Source organism: Stenotrophomonas sp. 22DLJC03 (assembly GCF_056861405.1).
Window position 1 is genome coordinate 354,907 of the sequence record NZ_JBSPUG010000003.1, and the last position, 16,831, is coordinate 371,737.

Sequence of the window (16,831 nt, forward strand, 5' to 3'; positions counted from 1 at the left end):
TGCGTGGATGACCCTTCTACGCCCGCTGCGCGCGCTTGAGCAGCTTCGCTTCGCGCTTGCGTGTGCGGCGTGCCCGCCAGCGTTCGGCCAGGCACGAGAAGATCACGTACAGCGCTGGTGTGCTGAGCAGCGTCAGGCTCTGCGAGAACAGCAGGCCGCCGATCATCGCGATACCCAGCGGGCGCCGCAGCTCGGACCCTTCGCCGAGGCCGATCGCCAGCGGTACGGCGGCCAGGATCGCCACCATCGTGGTCATCATGATCGGGCGGAAGCGCACGATACTGGCCTCGCGTGCCGCTTCGCGCGGGGCCAGCCCATGCTCGCGCTGCGCCACCAGCGCGAAGTCGATCATCATGATCGCGTTCTTCTTGACGATGCCGATCAGCAGCACCAGTGCGATCATCGAGATCACCGACAGTTCGGTGTTGGTGCCGAACAGCGCCAGCAGCGCGCCCACTCCGGCCGCCGGCAGCGTGGACAGGATGGTGACCGGATGGATCAGGCTCTCGTACAGCATGCCCAGCACCAGGTACACGGTCAGGATCGCGGCAAACACCAGGATCAGCATGTCGCTGGGATCGGAGTTGAACCCGAAGCCCGCATCATCGGCCAGGCGGATGTCGCCGGGCATGCGCATGCCGGCCACGGTCGCGTCGATGATCGCCTTGGCCTCACCCATGCTCACGTTCGGCGCCAGGTTGTAGCTCAGGTCCATCGTCGTGTACTGGTTCTCGTGGGTGATCTGCGACGGCGCCAGCCCCGGCACCTGCTTGGCCATCGCCGTGATCGGCACCATCTCGCCGTTGCGCGCCCGCACGTACACCTCGTCCAGCGCTGCCGGCGTAGCGGTCTGCGAGGGCAGGGCGTTGACCACCACGCTGTACTGATTGATGTCCGAGTAGATCGTCGAGATCTGGCGCTGGCCGAACGCGCCGTACAGCGCCCCATCGATGGCGCCGACCGATACGCCCAGGCGCGCAGCCTTGGCGCGGTCGATCTCGATGTTCTGGCGCAGCCCGGCATTGTCGACATCGGTGCCGACATCGCGCAGCTTCGGGTTCTTCTTCAGTTCCGCCTGCAGCTTGGGCAGCCATTCCTGCAGGGACGCCAGGTCATTGCCCTGCAGCGAGATACGGTACTGCGCGCCCTGGCTGGAGCCGCCGCCATCGTTGCTGGGCAGATCCTGGATCGCACGCAGGCGCAGCTGCAGGTCGGGGTAACGGTCGGCCTTGGCGCTCAAGCGTGCCAGTGCATGTGCGGTGGTTTCGCGGCGGCCTTCCTTGCGCGATTTCAGCTCGACGTTGAACTGTGCGCTGGAGCCCTGGCGGCCGCTGCCCAGGCGTACGCCCACGGTCTTCACCGCCGGGTCGGCCATCAGCATGTCGGTGATGCGACGCTGGCGGGCGACCATGTCCTCGAAGGAGACGGTGGCACTGGAGTTGGCGCGGCCCCAGATCAGGCCGGTGTCCTGCGGAGGGAACGCGCCCTTCTTCACTGCGCCGAACAGGAAGATGGTGACGCCGATCAGGATCAGCGGCGTCAACGACAGCAGCAACGCGTGGCGCAGCGAGAAGTCGAGGAATACGGTGTAGATGCGCAGCATGCGCTCGTGGCCGGCATCCAGCCAACGGCCGAAGCGCGACGGCGCTGCCTTGTGATCATGGGCACTGAGGAAGCGGCTGCACAGCGCCGGGGTCAGCGTCAGCGAGACGACCATCGACACCACGATGGCCGCGACCAGGGTAACGGTGAACTCGCGGAAGAACGCACCCATCATGCCGCTGGCGAACAGCAGCGGGATGAACACCGCCACCAGCGAGGCGGTGATCGAGACGATGGTGAAGCCGATCTCGCGGGCACCGGTCAGCGCCGCCTGCATGCGCGGCATGCCCTCGTCGAGGTGGCGCATGATGTTCTCGATCACCACGATCGCATCATCGACCACGAAGCCGATCGCGATCACCAGCGCCAGCAGGCTCAGGTTGTTCAGGGTGAAGCCCATCACGTACATCACCAGCGCAGCACCGGCCAGCGACAGCGGCACGGTCACTGCGGCGATCAGCGTGGGTGCCAGCCGGCGCAGGAACAGCGCCATGGTCAGCACCACCATCGCCAGGCTGATCAGCAGGGTGATCTGCACTTCATGCAGCGACGAGCGGATGGTCGGCGTACGATCGAAGTACGGCGTCATCGTGGTGCCGGGCTGCAGGTAGTCGCGCAGGGTCGGGATCTGCGCCTTGACCCGGTCTACGGTCTCAACGATGTTGGCGCCGGCGCGGGTGAACACGTACATCACCACCGCCGGTTTGTGGTCGAACCACGCGGCCTGGTAGGCGTCCTGCTGGCCGTCGTAGACGTTGGCGATGTCCTTCAGGCGGATCACCCGGCCGTCGCCCTGGGTCTTCACCACCAGGTCGGCGAAGTCGGCAGCGCGTGCGACCGAATCGTTGGCGATGATCGCGGTGGTGGTGTTGCCATCGCTGAGGAAGCCGGTGGGTGAGGTCACGTTGGCCGCACGCACCGCGTTGCGCAGGTCATCGGCGGTCAGGCCCAACGCGTTCATCAGGCGCAGGTTGACGTCCACACGCACCGCCGGCGTCGAGGCACCGGCGATGTCGACCGAGGCCACGCCGCTGATCTGGCGGATGCGTTGGGCCAGCAGTGAGTCGGCGACGTTGTACAGCTCGTCGGCCGACTGCGTTTGCGAGGTCAGCGCGATGGCGATGACCGGATCGTCGTTCGGGTTCGCCTTCTGGTACATCGGCGAACCCATGCCCGAGGGCAGGTCGGCCTGTGCAGAATTGATCGCGGTCTGTACGTCCAGCGCGGCCGAATCGATGTTGTGGCCGCTCTGGAAGATCATGAACACCAGCGAGCTGCCTTCCGAACTCGACGAGCGCATGCGGTCGATGCCGGGCAGCTGGCCGAGGTGGCGCTCCAGCGGTGCGGTGACCGTCGAGGCCATGGTCGCCGCATCTGCGCCCGATTGGCTGGCGTGCACGAAGATCACCGGGATCTCGATGTTCGGCAGCGCCGATACGCCCAGCCGCAGGTAGCAGATCAGGCCGACCATGAACAGGCCGATGGCCAGCAGCGCGGTGCCGATCGGACGGCGGATGAAGGGGCCGGACAGGTTCATCGTGCGGGCCACCACGGCAGTGGGGCGTGGATCATGCCTGCGGCTCCTGCAGTGAACCATCGCGCAGTGCGCGCTGTTCACGGCGGCGTGCCAGCCACTCGGAGAAGCGCTCCATGTACAGGTAGATCACCGGAGTGGTGTACAGGGTCACCAGCTGCGACAGCAGCAGGCCGCCGACGATGGCGATGCCCAACGGGCGGCGCAGCTCCGAACCGATGCCGGTACCCAGCGCCAGCGGCAGGGCGCCGAGCATGGCCGCGGCGGTGGTCATCATGATCGGGCGGAAACGCAGCAGGCAGGCGCGGCGGATCGCTTCGTGCGCGTTGGCACCGGCGCGGCGTGCCTCGATCGCGAAGTCCACCATCATGATGCCGTTCTTCTTGACGATGCCGATCAGCAGCACGATGCCGACGATGCCATCCACCGACAGGCTCAGCCCGCACAGCATCAGCGCCAGCAGCGCGCCAACACCGGCCGGCGGCAGCGTGGAGATGATCGTGATCGGGTGGATGTAGCTCTCGTACAGCACGCCCAGCACGATGTAGATCACCACCAGCGACGCCAGCAGCAACCACACCACATCGGTCTGGCTGCCGGTGAATTCGGCAGCCTTGCCGATGAACTCGGCATGCAGGTGGGTGGGCATGTCCAGGTTGTCCTTGGTTTCCTGGATCGCCCGCACCGCTTCGGACAGCGAATAGCCCGGTGCCACGTTGAACGAGACCGTCACCGCCGGCAGCTGCTGCTGATGGCTGACCAGCAGTGGCGCGCTGCTGACCTTGCCCTCGGCCAGCGCCGACAGCGGGATGATGTTGCCGGCGCCGACGGTGATACCGGTGTTCTGCGCACCGATGCCCGTAGCGGTCGACGAGTTGGACGAGGTGACCTGGCCGAAGCTGGTGGCATTGGTGCCTGTCAGTGCACCGGCACCATTGGAGGCAACGGCCAGCTGTTCCATCAGCGCGGTGCTGGTGCGGAACTCCGGCGCCACTTCCAGCACAACGCGATACTGGTTGAGCTCGGTGAAGATGGTCGAGATCTGGCGCTGGCCGAACGCATCATAGAGGGTGTCGTCGATGGTCTGCATCGGCACGCCCAGCACGCTGGCCTTGTCGCGGTCGATGTTCAGCTCAAGCGCACGGCCCTGGTTGGACAGGTTGTTGTCGACGTCGGCCAGTTCCGGGCGCTTGCGCAGTGCTTCGGTCAGGCGCGTGGCCTGGGTGGCCACCGTGGCCGAATCCACGTCCGACAGCGAGTACTGGTACTCGGTGGCAGCCACGCGGGTATCCAGGGTCACGTCCTGTACCGGCTTCAGGTACAGCGCGACACCTGGAATGCCGGCGACGGCCTTCTGCAGGCGCGGCAGGATCTTGTCCAGGCCGTCACGCTCGCCGCGTTCCTTCAGCACGATCGACAGCTGGCCCTGGTTGAGCGTGGGGTTCATGCTGCCAGCACCGATGAACGCCGACACGCCGGTCACGTCCGGGTCCTGGCGCAGTGCTTCGGCCACCTGCTTGGTGCGCTGCTCCATCTGCGGGAAGGCGATGTTCTGGTCGGCCTGGACCACGCCGGTGATCAGGCCGGTGTCCTGCTCGGGCAGCAGGCCCTTGGGAATCAGCACGTACAGCAGCACGGTCAGCACCAGCGCGCCGCCGGCCACGGCCAGGGTCAGGCGCTGGTGGCCCAGCACCCAGTCCAGGCTCTGTTCGTACAGGCCCACCGTGCGCGTCCACAGGTTCTGCTTGCCGGCCGCCGCCGCACGCTCATGTGCGTCCTCGCCTTCGGGCAGGGCATCGGGCTTGAGCAGGTAGGCACACATCATCGGGGTCAGCGTCAGCGAGATCAGCATCGACAGCACGACGGCGATGCTCAGCACCCACGCGAACTCATGGAACAGGCGGCCGGTGACGCCGGGCATCAGCAGCAGCGGCAGGAACACCGCCACCAGCGAAACGGTCAACGACAGCACGGTGAAGCCGATCTGGCGCGCACCGATTTCGGCCGCTTCCTTGCCACTCTTGCCCTGCTCGATGTAACGCACGATGTTCTCGATCATCACGATCGCATCGTCGACCACGAAGCCGGTGGCCACCACCAGCGCCATCAGCGACAGGTTGTCCAGCGACATGCCGGCAAAGGCCATCACCGCGAAGGTGCCGGCCAGCGACAGCGGCACCGCCACCGAGGGAATGATCGTGGCCCACAGCCGGCGCAGGAACACGAAGATCACCGCTACCACCAGGCCGATGGTGAGGATCAGGGTGAACTGCACTTCATGCACCGAGGCGCGGATGGTCTCGGTACGGTCGTTGAAGATCTCCAGGTGCACGTCGGCTGGCAACACGCCCTGCAGCTGCGGCAGGATCGCGCGGATGCGCTCGACGGTCTGCACGATGTTGGCGCCGGGCTGGCGACGCACTTCCAGCAGCACCGCCGGTTTGCCATCGGCCCAGGCGGCCAGCTGATCGTTCTCAACGCCATCGATCACCTGGGCCACGTCCGACAGCCGCACCGGACGGCCGTTCTTGTAGCTGATGATGGTGTCGCGGTACTCGGCGGCGCTGGACAGCTGGTCGTTGGTGCCAATGCTGTAGGACTGGGTCTTGCCGTTCAACGAACCCTTCGGTGCGTTGACGTTGGCCTGGGTCAGCGCGCTGCGCAGCTGCTCCAGGGTCAGGCCCATGTTCGACAGCTGCGCCGGATTGACCTGGATGCGCACGGCCGGGCGCACGTTGCCGGCGATCGAGACCAGGCCCACGCCCTGCACCTGCGAAAGGCGCTGGGCGAGGATCGAGTCGGCGTAGTTGTTGACGTCGCGCAGCGGGCGCGTGTCCGAGGTCAGCTTCAGGGTGACGATGGCCGCGTCCGCCGGATTCACCCGGTTATAGACCGGCTGGTAGGGCAGCGACGAGGGCAGGGTGGCCTGGCGGATCGCCGCCTGCACGTCCTGCGCGGCGATGTCGATGTCGCGGTCCATCGAGAACTGCAGGATGATCGTGGACAACCCGGCCGACGAGTCGGAGGTCATCAGCTCCAGCCCGGAGATCTGCCCGAACTGGCGCTCCAGCGGGGTGGTGACCAGCGAGGCCATCGTGGTCGCGTTGGCACCGGGGTACTGGGTGGTGACCACCAGGCTGGGCGCATCGATTTCCGGCAGCGCCGACACCGGCAGCTTGCGGTAACCGAGGATGCCCAGCAGCAACAGGCCCGCCATCAACAGCGAGGTGGCGATGGGACGGCGGATGAAGATCGTCGAAAAGCCCACGGACTGATCCTTGCTGGCACTTCAATGTCGGCGCCGGCAGGCTTGCCGGCGCGAGGGAGGTCGGTAGCCTGCGCTCAGCGCGGGCCGCCGCCACGACGGCCACCGCCGCCAGCGTTCTTCTGCTCGGCCGCCTTCAGCTCGGCTTCGGTCGGCACCGCCGGGGTTTCGCCCGGCTTCAGCGCGGTGACCTTGCTGCCCGGCTTCAAGCGGAACTGGCCTTCACTGACCACCCGCTCGCCGCCCTTCAGGCCTTCGGCGATCTGCACCTGGCTGTCACCCACTTCCACGCCGCTGCGCACGGCCTGCATCTTCACCGAGTTGTCGCCCTGCACCACATAGACGTACTCGCCGTCCGGGCCACGCAGCACCGCCTGGGTCGGAATGACCACGCCACCGGCAATCGTGCGCAGCTGCATGCGTACGTTGACGAACTGGCCCGGCCACAGGCCGTTGTCGGTGTTGTCGAAGATCGCGCGCGCCTTGAACGTGCCGCTGTCGGCACTGATCAGGTTGTCGACCACGTCGAGCTTGCCGTCGCCGGACAGCACATGCGAATCGGCGCGGTCCAGTGCCGCGACAGGTACCGCACCGGCGGCCTGCGCCTGGCGCACATCGCCGAGCTGGCGCTCGGGCAGGTTGAACAGCACGTGGATCGGATGGATCTGGGTCAGCGTGACCAGCGCGGTGCCGGCGCTGACCACGTTGCCGGCGTCGACCGCACGGATGCCGGCGATACCGGTGATCGGCGCGGTGACCTTGGTGTACTGCAGCTGCACCTGCGCCGAGCGCATGCTGGCCTCGTTGGCCGCCACCGCGCTTTCATACTGTGCCACTTGGTTTCGTTGTGTATCCAGATCGGTCTTGGCGACGAACTGGCGATACTCCGGCGCGTTCGAGCGCTGGTAGTTGGAACGCGCAGTGGCCAGCAGCGCTTCGTTCTGGCGCTTGGAAGCCACCGCTTGGTCATAACTGGCCTGGGCGGTGCGCGGGTCGATCACCGCAAGCACATCGCCCTTCTTCACTTCCTGGCCTTCGCGGAAGTTCAGGCTCATCAGCTGGCCGCCAACCTGCGGGCTGACGGTGACGGTGTTCATCGCGGTCACCGTGCCCAGGGCACTGGCATAGACCGGCACGTCCTGGCGTGCCGCATCCACCACAGTCACCGGCACCGGGCCGGCATCCGGATCCTCGCCACCCTGGCGCGCAGCTGCCGCCGGGCCACCAGCCTTGTCCTTGCCCCCGCCGAGTACGCGCAGGCCGACCACAGCCAGCACCAGTACCGCCACGACCAGCAGCACGATCTTCCAAACACGTGACATTCAAGGACTCCAAGAGGGCTGGACGGGGCACGGCCCCGGTTGGCATTGCGCAAAGCATACCTGTGCCACATCACGTTTCCTGCATGACGGATGGGACGGGCGCTAAGACCGGATCCGGCCGCGGAGGTTCCCGTGGCGGCGGCGTTGCCCTACATTCAGCTGGAACCCCCTGCCGTGGAGATCGTGATGCGCCGTTCGTTGCTGCTGTCCGCCCTGCTGCTGGCCTTGCCGGCCCTCGCCCATGCCCAGGACGCGCAGCGCCCGGAAGTGACCGCCGCCGCCCAGCGACTGCAGGCCAAGGTGGTGGAGTGGCGGCGCGACTTCCACCAGCATCCGGAGCTGTCCAACCGGGAGGTACGCACCTCGGCCGAGGTCGCCAAGCGCCTGCGTGCGATGGGCCTGAAGCCGAAGACCGGCATCGCCCACCACGGCGTGGTGGCGATCATCGAAGGCGGCAAGCCCGGGCCGAAGATCGCCCTGCGCGCGGACATGGACGCGCTGCCGGTGACCGAACAGACCGGCCTGCCGTTCGCCTCCAAGGCCACCGACCAGTATCGCGGGCAGACCGTGGGCGTGATGCATGCCTGTGGTCATGACGCGCACACCGCCACCCTGCTGGGCGTGGCCGAAGCACTGGTGTCGATGAAGAAGGATCTGCCGGGCCAGGTGATGCTGATCTTCCAGCCGGCCGAAGAGGGCGCTCCGCCGCCGGAGGAGGGCGGTGCCGCACTGATGCTGAAGGAAGGCCTGTTCGCCGACTTCAAGCCGGAAGCGGTGTTCGGCCTGCACGTGTTCTCCAGCGTGCAGGCTGGGCAGATCGCCGTGCGTGGTGGTCCGTTGATGGCTGCCTCGGATCGTTTCGGAATCAAGGTGATCGGTCGGCAGACGCATGGCTCGGCGCCGTGGAATGGTGTTGATCCGATCGTGGCCACCGCCGACCTGGTCGGCACCGCGCAGACCATCGTCAGCCGCCGCGCCAACCTGTCCAAGCAGCCGGCGGTGCTGACCTTCGGCGCGATCAATGGTGGCATCCGCTACAACATCATTCCGGATGAAGTGGAGATGGTGGGCACCATCCGCACCTTCGACGAAGGCATGCGCCAGCAGATCTTCGCCGACCTGCGCAACGTGGCCGAGCACACCGCCGCCGCGCACGGTGCAAAGGCGGTGACCGACATCTACGAGTCGGAAGGCAACCCGGCCACGGTGAACGACCCGGCACTGACCGCGAAGATGCTGCCGAGCCTGCAGGCGGTGGTGGGCAAGGACAATGTGTACGAGCCGCCGCTGCAGATGGGCGCGGAGGATTTCTCGCTGTATGCGAAGGAAGTGCCGGGCATGTTCTTCTTCGTCGGTTCGACCAGCGTGGGCATCGATCCGGCGACGGCACCGGCGAATCATTCGCCGAAGTTCCTGCTGGATGAGAAGGCGCTGGATGTGGGACTGCGCGCGCTGCTGCAGGTGAGCCTGGATTACCTGCACGGTGCCGGCACCCCGGCGGGGTGAGGATTACCGGCAGGGCTTGCAGCCCTGCACCCGCAGAGGCAACGGCAACAGCCGGAGCAACAGCAAAGGCTGGCATTCCGTGGGATGGCGGGGTGGGTCCGGTGGCAGGGGACGGCGCAAGTACGTCCCTGTAGCCTCGGTCGCGCCATCCATGGCGCTCACGCCCCTGCCACAGGACCCACCCCGCCTTCGACAGCTTCCCGCGGCTGTTGGAGCGACCTCCTGCTTTGGTAGGTGTCGACCTTGGTCGACACGGCGGACGTCATGAACGTCTGAAGCATCGGCTTTTGATTTTGATTTTTCTGATCTTTCCCGTGGTGGATCGGCGGCAGAAATGTGTCTGGGGGCCGGGAGTCGGGGCTTCCCGCGACCAACCCACCCACCACGGAGGGGCTCCGCCGTTGGCCGACCCGGCCGAAGGTCCGCTCTGCGCGCGATACAATAAGCGCCATGAACACCCCCCAGGATTCCAGCCTCGGTCGCGAGGTCAGTTACCCGTCGCAGTACGATCCCGGCCTGCTGTTTCCCATCCCCCGCAGCGGCGCCCGCGCCGAGATCGGCCTCGATGACGCCGCGCTGCCATTCGTCGGCCACGACCGCTGGCATGCCTTCGAGCTGAGCTGGCTCGACCCGCGTGGCAAGCCGCAGGTCGCCGTCGCCACCGTGCAGGTGCCGTGCACCTCGCCGCGGCTGGTCGAATCGAAGTCGTTCAAGCTGTACCTCAACTCCCTCAACAGCACCCGTATCGACAGCGCCGAGGCACTGCGCGAACGCCTGGTGACCGATCTGTCGGCCTGCGCCGGTGCGCCGGTGCAGGTGCGGTTCGGCCTGCCGGAACTGCGCGAGGCGCCGCTGGGCGAGTCCATCGATGGGCTGGACGTGGAAATCGACTGCTACGGCCCGCCGCAGGCGGACTTCCTCGTGGCCGACGCGGGCGAGGTGGTGGAGGAGACCCTGGTCTCGGCACTGCTCAAGTCGAACTGCCCGGTGACAGGCCAGCCGGACTGGGCCACCGTCAGCCTGCGTTACCGTGGGCCGAAGATCGATCGCGCGGGCCTGCTGCGTTATCTGATCAGCTACCGCGAACACGCCGAGTTCCACGAGCAGTGCGTTGAGCGGATCTTCAGTGAGGTGTCCGCGCGTTGCCAGCCGCAGTGGCTGGAGGTGGAAGCCCGCTACACGCGCCGTGGTGGCCTGGACATCAACCCCTGGCGCGCCAGCCCTGGCATCGCCGCGCCGGCTGCGACCTACCGCGAACTGCGCCAGTAGCCGCCTCAGGCGGTTACGGGTAGCGCCGGCCGCTGGCCGGCAACCGCGTGGAACCCGCGTGCAGGCCAAGCCGGCCAGCGGCCGGCACTACCGGTTCAACGGCGAGCCCGGCGGGTGCCTTCCGCCCCGATTGTTCAGCCGCCCCGGGGGGCGGCTTCACATCTGCACCATCCCCATTTAACAACCGTCATGGCAACGTGCGAACCACGTAGTCATGCAAACGGGAGTTGTGGATGAGTACCGAGAAGAAAGCCGATTTCTCCGGCGTCAGTGGCAGCGTCGACAGTACCGCCGAGCAGGTGCCGAAGGCAGACTTCTCTGGCGTCAGCGCTTCGGTGGACAGCACCGCAGACGTCGTCAGCGGCGGCACCTACACCGTGCAGAAGGGTGACTCGTTGTCGAAGATCGCCAAGCAGCATCTGGGCGACGCCAATGCCTGGAAGAAGATCTTCGAAGCCAATCGCGATGTGCTTGACGACCCGGACAAGATCTTCCCGGGCCAGACCCTGAAACTGCCGCCGAAGTAAACGGCGATCGAACGCCGTCCGACAATCCCTGGGAGGAACCCCGAATGATCAAGACCACCCCGCTCCAGACCGCCCTGATCGCCGCCCTGCTGGGCAGCGTTGCCCTGGTAGGTTGCAAGAAGAAAGAAGAGTCGACCGACAACAACGCCGCGCCCGCCGCAACCGCTCCGGCCGAGACGGCACCGGCGCCGATGACCGGCGCGCCGCCGCCGATGGCAGAAGCCGCTGCTGTCAGCGTCTCGGCGGTCACCGTGGGCAAGACCGCTGCCGCCGACAAGTCGGTTGCAACGGCGGCGCTGTTTGCTCCGAAGGATGACATCGTCGTCTCGGTCAAGACCGATGGCGCTGCCAACAACGTCACCGTTGGCGCGAAGCTGACCTACCAGGACGGCCAGGTGGCCGGCGAACAGAACGCAACCCTGAACACCAGCGGTGCGGAAACCACCAACGTCACCTTCAAGAATGCAAAGGGCTGGCCGGCCGGCAAGTACCGCGCCGAGGTCACCGTCGATGGCAAGGCGGCCGGAACGCCGCAGGAGTTCGAGGTCAAGTAAGTCCTGCCGACTCTCTCCCGGCAGGGCTCACGATGGACGCAGCCGCGAGGCTGCGTCTTTTTTTATGGTGCGATGGCGGGGTCTCATCCACGCATCACCGCCGCACAAGCCCGGCCGAACGAATCACTGCGTTGCAGTACCGCCGCGTATGGCGCGGCTTTGCCCCGCGCGGCTGAAAACGCGACAATGCAGGGGTTTCCCCGCCGCGCGCCCACCCTGACGGCGGCGGGGGAAGTGACACGGTTGCACGTGGCCCGGCGCTGGCGCCGGCCTTCCCCTGAGCACTGCTACAGAGTCCAAGTCCCCCATGTCCAAGATCCTCTACACGCTGACCGACGAAGCACCGTTCCTGGCCACCCAGTCGTTGCTGCCGATCGTCGACGCCTATACCTCCACTGCCGGCATCGCGGTGGAAACCCGTGACATCTCGCTGTCCGGCCGCATCCTGTCGCTGTTCCCGGAACTGCTGAGCGATGCGCAGAAGGTCAACGACGACCTGGCCGAGCTGGGCCAGCTGGCGACCACCCCGGACGCCAACATCATCAAGCTGCCGAACATCTCCGCCTCGGTGCCGCAGCTGAAGGCGGCCATCAAGGAACTGCAGGACCAGGGCTACCCGCTGCCGGATTACCCTGAAGCTCCGGCCGACGACCAGCAGCGCGACTACAAGGCGCGCTATGACAAGGTCAAGGGCAGCGCGGTGAACCCGGTGCTGCGCGAAGGCAACTCCGACCGCCGCGCACCGCTGTCGGTGAAGAACTACGCACGCAAGCACCCGCACCGCATGGGCGCCTGGGCCTCGGATTCGAAGTCGCACGTCGCGCACATGGCCGCCGGTGATTTCTACGGCAGCGAGAAGTCGGCCACCCTGGCCAACGCCGGTGCGCTGAAGATCACCTTCCACGGCAAGGACGGCAGCACCGTCGTGCTGAAGGAAAAGACCGCGGTGAAAGCGGGCGAGATCGTCGATGCCGCGGTGATGAGCCGCAAGGCGCTGGCCGCGTTCATCAGTGAGCAGATCGCCGATGCCAAGGCCCAGGGCGTGCTGTTCTCACTGCACCTGAAGGCGACCATGATGAAGGTTTCCGACCCGATCATGTTCGGCGTGGCAGTCAACGAGTTCTACAAGGACGTGCTGGCCAAGCATGCCGACGTGCTCAAGCAGGCCGGGTTCGATGCCAACAACGGCATCGGTGACCTGGCCGCGCGCCTCCCGTCGCTGCCTGAAGCCACCCGCGCTGCGATCGAAGCCGATCTGGCTGCCGAGTACGCGCAGCGTCCGGGCGTGGCCATGGTCAACTCGGACAAGGGCATCACCAACCTGCACGTGCCGAGCGACGTGATCGTCGACGCCTCGATGCCGGCGATGATCCGCGACTCCGGCAAGATGTGGAACGCCGAAGGCAAGCTGCAGGACACCAAGGCCGTCATTCCGGACCGCTGCTACGCCGGCGTGTACCAGGCCGTCATCGACGACTGCAAGGCGCACGGTGCCTTCGACCCGGCCACCATGGGTTCGGTGCCGAACGTGGGCCTGATGGCGCAGAAGGCCGAGGAATACGGCTCGCACGACAAGACCTTCCAGATCGCCGCCGACGGCGTGGTCAAGGTTACCGATGATGCCGGCACCGTGGTGTTCGAGCACGCCGTGGAAGCCGGTGACATCTGGCGCATGTGCCAGACCAAGGACGCGCCGATCCAGGATTGGGTCAAGCTGGCCGTCGAACGCGCCCGCCTGAGCAGCACCCCGGCCGTGTTCTGGCTGGATGCTGCCCGCGCCCACGACGCGCAGGTCATCGCCAAGGTCGAGCAGTACCTGAAGAACCACGACACCGCCGGCCTGGACATCCGCATCCTGCCGCCGGTGGAAGCCACCGCGTTCTCGCTGGACCGCATCCGCAAGGGTGAGGACACCATCTCGGTGACCGGCAACGTGCTGCGCGACTACCTGACCGACCTGTTCCCGATCATGGAGCTGGGTACCAGCGCCAAGATGCTGTCGATCGTGCCGCTGATGGCCGGTGGCGGCCTGTTCGAGACCGGCGCCGGTGGTTCGGCCCCGAAGCACGTGCAGCAGTTCGTTGAAGAGGACTACCTGCGCTGGGATTCGCTGGGTGAGTTCCTGGCCCTGGCCGCGTCGCTGGAACACCTCGGCAACCGCTACGACAACGCCGCTGCCCGCGTGCTGGCCAAGGCGCTGGACGAAGCCAATGGCCAGTTCCTGGACAACGACAAGTCGCCGTCGCGCAAGCTGGGTGGCATCGACAACCGCGGCAGCCACTTCTACATCGCGCTGTACTGGGCGCAGGCCCTGGCCGCGCAGACCGAAGACGCTGCACTGCAGGCCCGCTTCGCACCGCTGGCCAAGGCGCTGACCGACAACGAGCAGAAGATCGTCGAAGAGCTGATCGCCGTGCAGGGCAAGGCCGTGGACATCGGCGGCTACTACCGTCCGGACGTGGCCAAGGCCAGCAAGGCGATGCGCCCGAGCGCGACCTTCAACGCCGCGCTGGAGCAGCTGCGCGGCTGATCCATCGCCGCTCGGTCGTGATACCGGAACCCGCGCTTCGGCGCGGGTTTCTTTTTTGCAGGCCGCGGGGGTCAGAGCCCTTCTGCATGGCAAAAGGGCTCTGACCCCTTCCTGCCCGGGGTCGGATCCCTCTGCACCGCAGAGGGCTCTGACCCCAGCCGAAAAGCGCGACATCCGTCGGCTGTCGGAATGCCGTCAAAGGGGCATGAAACTTGCCCGCGATGGCCGTCGCAGAACCGATAAGAGTGAATCTGCAACCGCCCTCGATCTGAGCAGTCGATCACGACGGCTGCCGCTGGCGATGGCCTAGCCTTGGCGACGCGAGGCCACCGGGGAGGTGGCCGCACGGGGAACACGGATGGCACGCGTGCTGGTGGTGGGAACCGACATCCAGGGCGAGCAGGCCCTGCTGCAGCGGCTGCGCGTGGCATCGGCCCTGCCGGACGACCAGATCCGCCGCAGCCAGGACCTGGATGATTGCGATCTGCTGGTCATCCGCGATACGCCGGCGCTGCGCAACGCGGCCCTGCGCATGCGTCAGCAGCGTCCGCGACTGCAGTGCTGGATCGAGGACCTGGGGGGCCAGCTGCGTGACGGTGATGGCCACCAGGACGTACTTGATGACAGTGCCATCGGCCGTGCATTGCGCGGCATGCAGTTGGCAGTGGAGCCCCTGGCCATGCACGCACTCGCACCGATCCGCCTGGCTGATGGTGCGCATGCCATCACCCGTCTGCTGCGCGAGCGGCTGCCGCTGCGGCAGGGCCAGGCACTGCTGAGTGATGCGGGCGAGCCGTTGCTGTTGATGGATCTGGAGCACGACCAGGCGGTGCTGCTGCAGGAGCCAGCGGCCGCCCTTGTGGAACGCCTGGCCGATGCCTTCGAACGCCTGCAGCTGGATGCGTTGACGCCGGCGCGCCTGCAGGCGCTGGCCGGTGAGCGGCCGCGCCAACCGCTGCGGCCGCTGTTGTGGCAATGGGCGCAGCGCAGCCGCCATTGGCAGGCGCTGGATGAACGCCTGCGCAGCGCGTCGGTGAAACTGCTGCGCTGGCCGGACTTCCGCGTGCTGGGGCACGACCACGATGGCTTCCGCCTGTGCTCGCTGTTGCTCAAGCGGGGCTGCACGGTGGACGAGTGCGCGATGCTGCTCGAGCTGCCGGCCGCAGCGGTGCGCGATTTCATCCATGCCGCCTACCTGTGCGGCTATGCACAGTTGCAGGTGGCGTCGGGCGCACCGATAGCGTCGTCGAGGCACGGCGCCGGTACCGACAACGGCCTGCTCGCCCGCTTGTGGCGGCACCTGCGCGGGAGCGAGCGCAATGCGTGAGCACAAGGTGGTGGTGCTGGGCGGGATGGGCAGCGGCAAGTCGACCCTGGTGCGCAGCATCGCCGCCGGCGCGGTGATCGACACTGACGTTGCCAACAGTGACCGTGCGGGTGCGGACAAGGCGTCGACCACCGTAGCGCTGGACTACGCCGATATCCACCTGCCCAACGGTGAGCGCCTGCGCCTGTACGGAACACCCGGCCAGCAGCGTTTCGATTTCCTGTGGCCGATCCTGTTGCAGGGCGCACGTGGCGCGGTGCTGCTGCTGGATGCGCGTCGCGCCGGCCTGGCCAGCGAGCTGGAAGACTATCTTCAGGTGCTGCGCCCGTTCGCATCATCCTTGGCACTGGCGGTGGCGGTCACCCACCTGGACCAGGCGCCACACGCCGCGCTGGATGACTGGGCCGCCCGTGCCTACCTCGATGACCAGCCGCTGCCGCTGCTGGCGGTGGATGCCCGTGACCGCGAACAGGGACTGCTGCTGATGGATGTATTGATGAGCGAAATGGAAGCGCACGCACTGGTGGCTGCGCATGGCTGACGGGCAGATGGCGGTACTGCCCGATGCCGGCCAGCGTGAGCGCCTGCAGCCTCTGCTGCAGGACCTGCAGCAGCGCGTGGAAGGCGTGCGCACGGTCGTGCTGGCCAGTGTCGATGGCTTCGCCCTGGTCAGCGCCGGGGCCGAGGGGCGCGGCGAACGGCTGGCGGCGATGACCAGCGCGATGCTGGCGCTGGCCGCGGCGGTCGGGCGCGAACTGGTGCTGGGTGATCTGCAGACGCTGATGCTGGAAGCGGCGGGCGGCAAGGTACTGATGCTGGCCATCCATGCCGAGGGGCGCGCGCCGTTGCTGCTGATGGCGGCCTGCGACCAGCGCAGCGTGATCGGCCAGGTGCTGTGGCAGAGCAGGGAATGTGGCCAGGCGATCCTGGCCGAACTCGGCGGATCGTGAGCCCGGCCGCAGGGGAACGAGGGGCTCGAACCAACATCGACAAGGGGTGCGACGTGGCTGGATTGAATGAATCGTTGAACGCACTGATGGGCATCGACGGCGCGCAGGCAGTAGCGTTGGTCGACTACGAGAGCGGCATGCTGCTGGGCGAGGCCGGTGCCGGCATGGACATGGAAGTGGCCGCCGCCGGCAACACCGAAGTGATCCGCGCCAAGATGAAGACCGCCGCATCGCTGAACCTAAACGACAGCATCGAGGACATTCTGATCTCGCTGGGCAAGGCGTACCACATCATGCGCCCGGTGGCGAAGAAGCAGGGCCTGTTCTTCTACATCGTGCTGGATCGTACCAAGTCCAACCTGGCACTGGCCCGGCGCAAGGTGCAGGACGTGGAGGCCGAACTGGCGATCTGAGCCGGTAGTGCCGGCCGCTGGCCGGCATCTGC

At 66.7% G+C, this 16,831-nt stretch carries 12 protein-coding genes; 9 read left to right on the forward strand and 3 right to left on the reverse strand.

Annotated elements, in window-relative coordinates; all coding sequences use genetic code 11:
* Positions 1–16: 16 nt before the first annotated feature.
* The 3 genes from AC13GA_RS12335 to AC13GA_RS12345 all read right to left on the reverse strand — a co-directional run bounded on the left by AC13GA_RS12335 (position 17) and on the right by AC13GA_RS12345 (position 7,723).
* Positions 17–3,139, reverse strand: a complete 3,123-nt coding sequence (locus tag AC13GA_RS12335; protein ID WP_482998242.1) for an efflux RND transporter permease subunit — start codon at positions 3,137–3,139, stop codon at positions 17–19.
* Positions 3,140–3,170: 31 nt separating this feature from the next.
* Complete coding sequence (locus AC13GA_RS12340) at positions 3,171–6,404, reverse strand: efflux RND transporter permease subunit (protein WP_253078623.1); 3,234 nt, start codon at positions 6,402–6,404, stop codon at positions 3,171–3,173.
* 74 nt (positions 6,405–6,478) lie between these two features.
* Entirely contained in the window at positions 6,479–7,723 is a 1,245-nt protein-coding gene (locus tag AC13GA_RS12345) for an efflux RND transporter periplasmic adaptor subunit (RefSeq protein WP_136639173.1), read from the reverse strand.
* 186 nt (positions 7,724–7,909) lie between these two features.
* Here AC13GA_RS12345 and AC13GA_RS12350 point away from each other — a divergent pair, with 186 nt between their 5' ends.
* The 9 genes from AC13GA_RS12350 to AC13GA_RS12390 all read left to right on the forward strand — a co-directional run bounded on the left by AC13GA_RS12350 (position 7,910) and on the right by AC13GA_RS12390 (position 16,799).
* The gene (locus tag AC13GA_RS12350) at positions 7,910–9,229 is read left to right on the forward strand and encodes a M20 family metallopeptidase (RefSeq protein WP_136639174.1); all 1,320 of its coding nucleotides are present in this window, start codon (positions 7,910–7,912) and stop codon (positions 9,227–9,229) included.
* Positions 9,230–9,679: 450 nt separating this feature from the next.
* On the forward strand, positions 9,680–10,498 hold the full coding sequence (gene queF / locus AC13GA_RS12355; RefSeq protein WP_136639424.1) for an NADPH-dependent 7-cyano-7-deazaguanine reductase QueF: 819 nt from the start codon (positions 9,680–9,682) through the stop codon (positions 10,496–10,498).
* Between the two features lie 233 nt (positions 10,499–10,731).
* Positions 10,732–11,025 carry a LysM peptidoglycan-binding domain-containing protein gene (locus AC13GA_RS12360; protein WP_005419771.1) on the forward strand — a complete coding sequence of 98 codons (294 nt, stop codon included), beginning with the start codon at positions 10,732–10,734 and terminating at the stop codon, positions 11,023–11,025.
* Positions 11,026–11,069: 44 nt separating this feature from the next.
* A complete protein-coding gene (locus AC13GA_RS12365) occupies positions 11,070–11,579 on the forward strand; it encodes a hypothetical protein (protein ID WP_482998243.1) in 510 nt (169 codons plus the stop codon).
* A 307-nt stretch (positions 11,580–11,886) separates the two neighbouring features.
* Positions 11,887–14,109 carry an NADP-dependent isocitrate dehydrogenase gene (locus AC13GA_RS12370; protein ID WP_046986069.1) on the forward strand — a complete coding sequence of 741 codons (2,223 nt, stop codon included), beginning with the start codon at positions 11,887–11,889 and terminating at the stop codon, positions 14,107–14,109.
* Between the two features lie 358 nt (positions 14,110–14,467).
* Positions 14,468–15,436, forward strand: a complete 969-nt coding sequence (locus tag AC13GA_RS12375) for a hypothetical protein (protein ID WP_482998244.1) — start codon at positions 14,468–14,470, stop codon at positions 15,434–15,436.
* A complete protein-coding gene (locus AC13GA_RS12380; RefSeq protein ID WP_253078619.1) occupies positions 15,429–15,977 on the forward strand; it encodes a GTP-binding protein in 549 nt (182 codons plus the stop codon). Before AC13GA_RS12375 ends, AC13GA_RS12380 begins: the two co-directional genes overlap by 8 nt.
* Complete coding sequence (locus tag AC13GA_RS12385) at positions 15,970–16,386, forward strand: roadblock/LC7 domain-containing protein (RefSeq protein WP_046986066.1); 417 nt, start codon at positions 15,970–15,972, stop codon at positions 16,384–16,386. The genes AC13GA_RS12380 and AC13GA_RS12385 overlap by 8 nt, the downstream gene beginning before the upstream one ends.
* Positions 16,387–16,439: 53 nt before the next feature.
* Complete coding sequence (locus AC13GA_RS12390) at positions 16,440–16,799, forward strand: hypothetical protein (RefSeq protein WP_012512293.1); 360 nt, start codon at positions 16,440–16,442, stop codon at positions 16,797–16,799.
* Positions 16,800–16,831 lie beyond the last annotated feature (32 nt).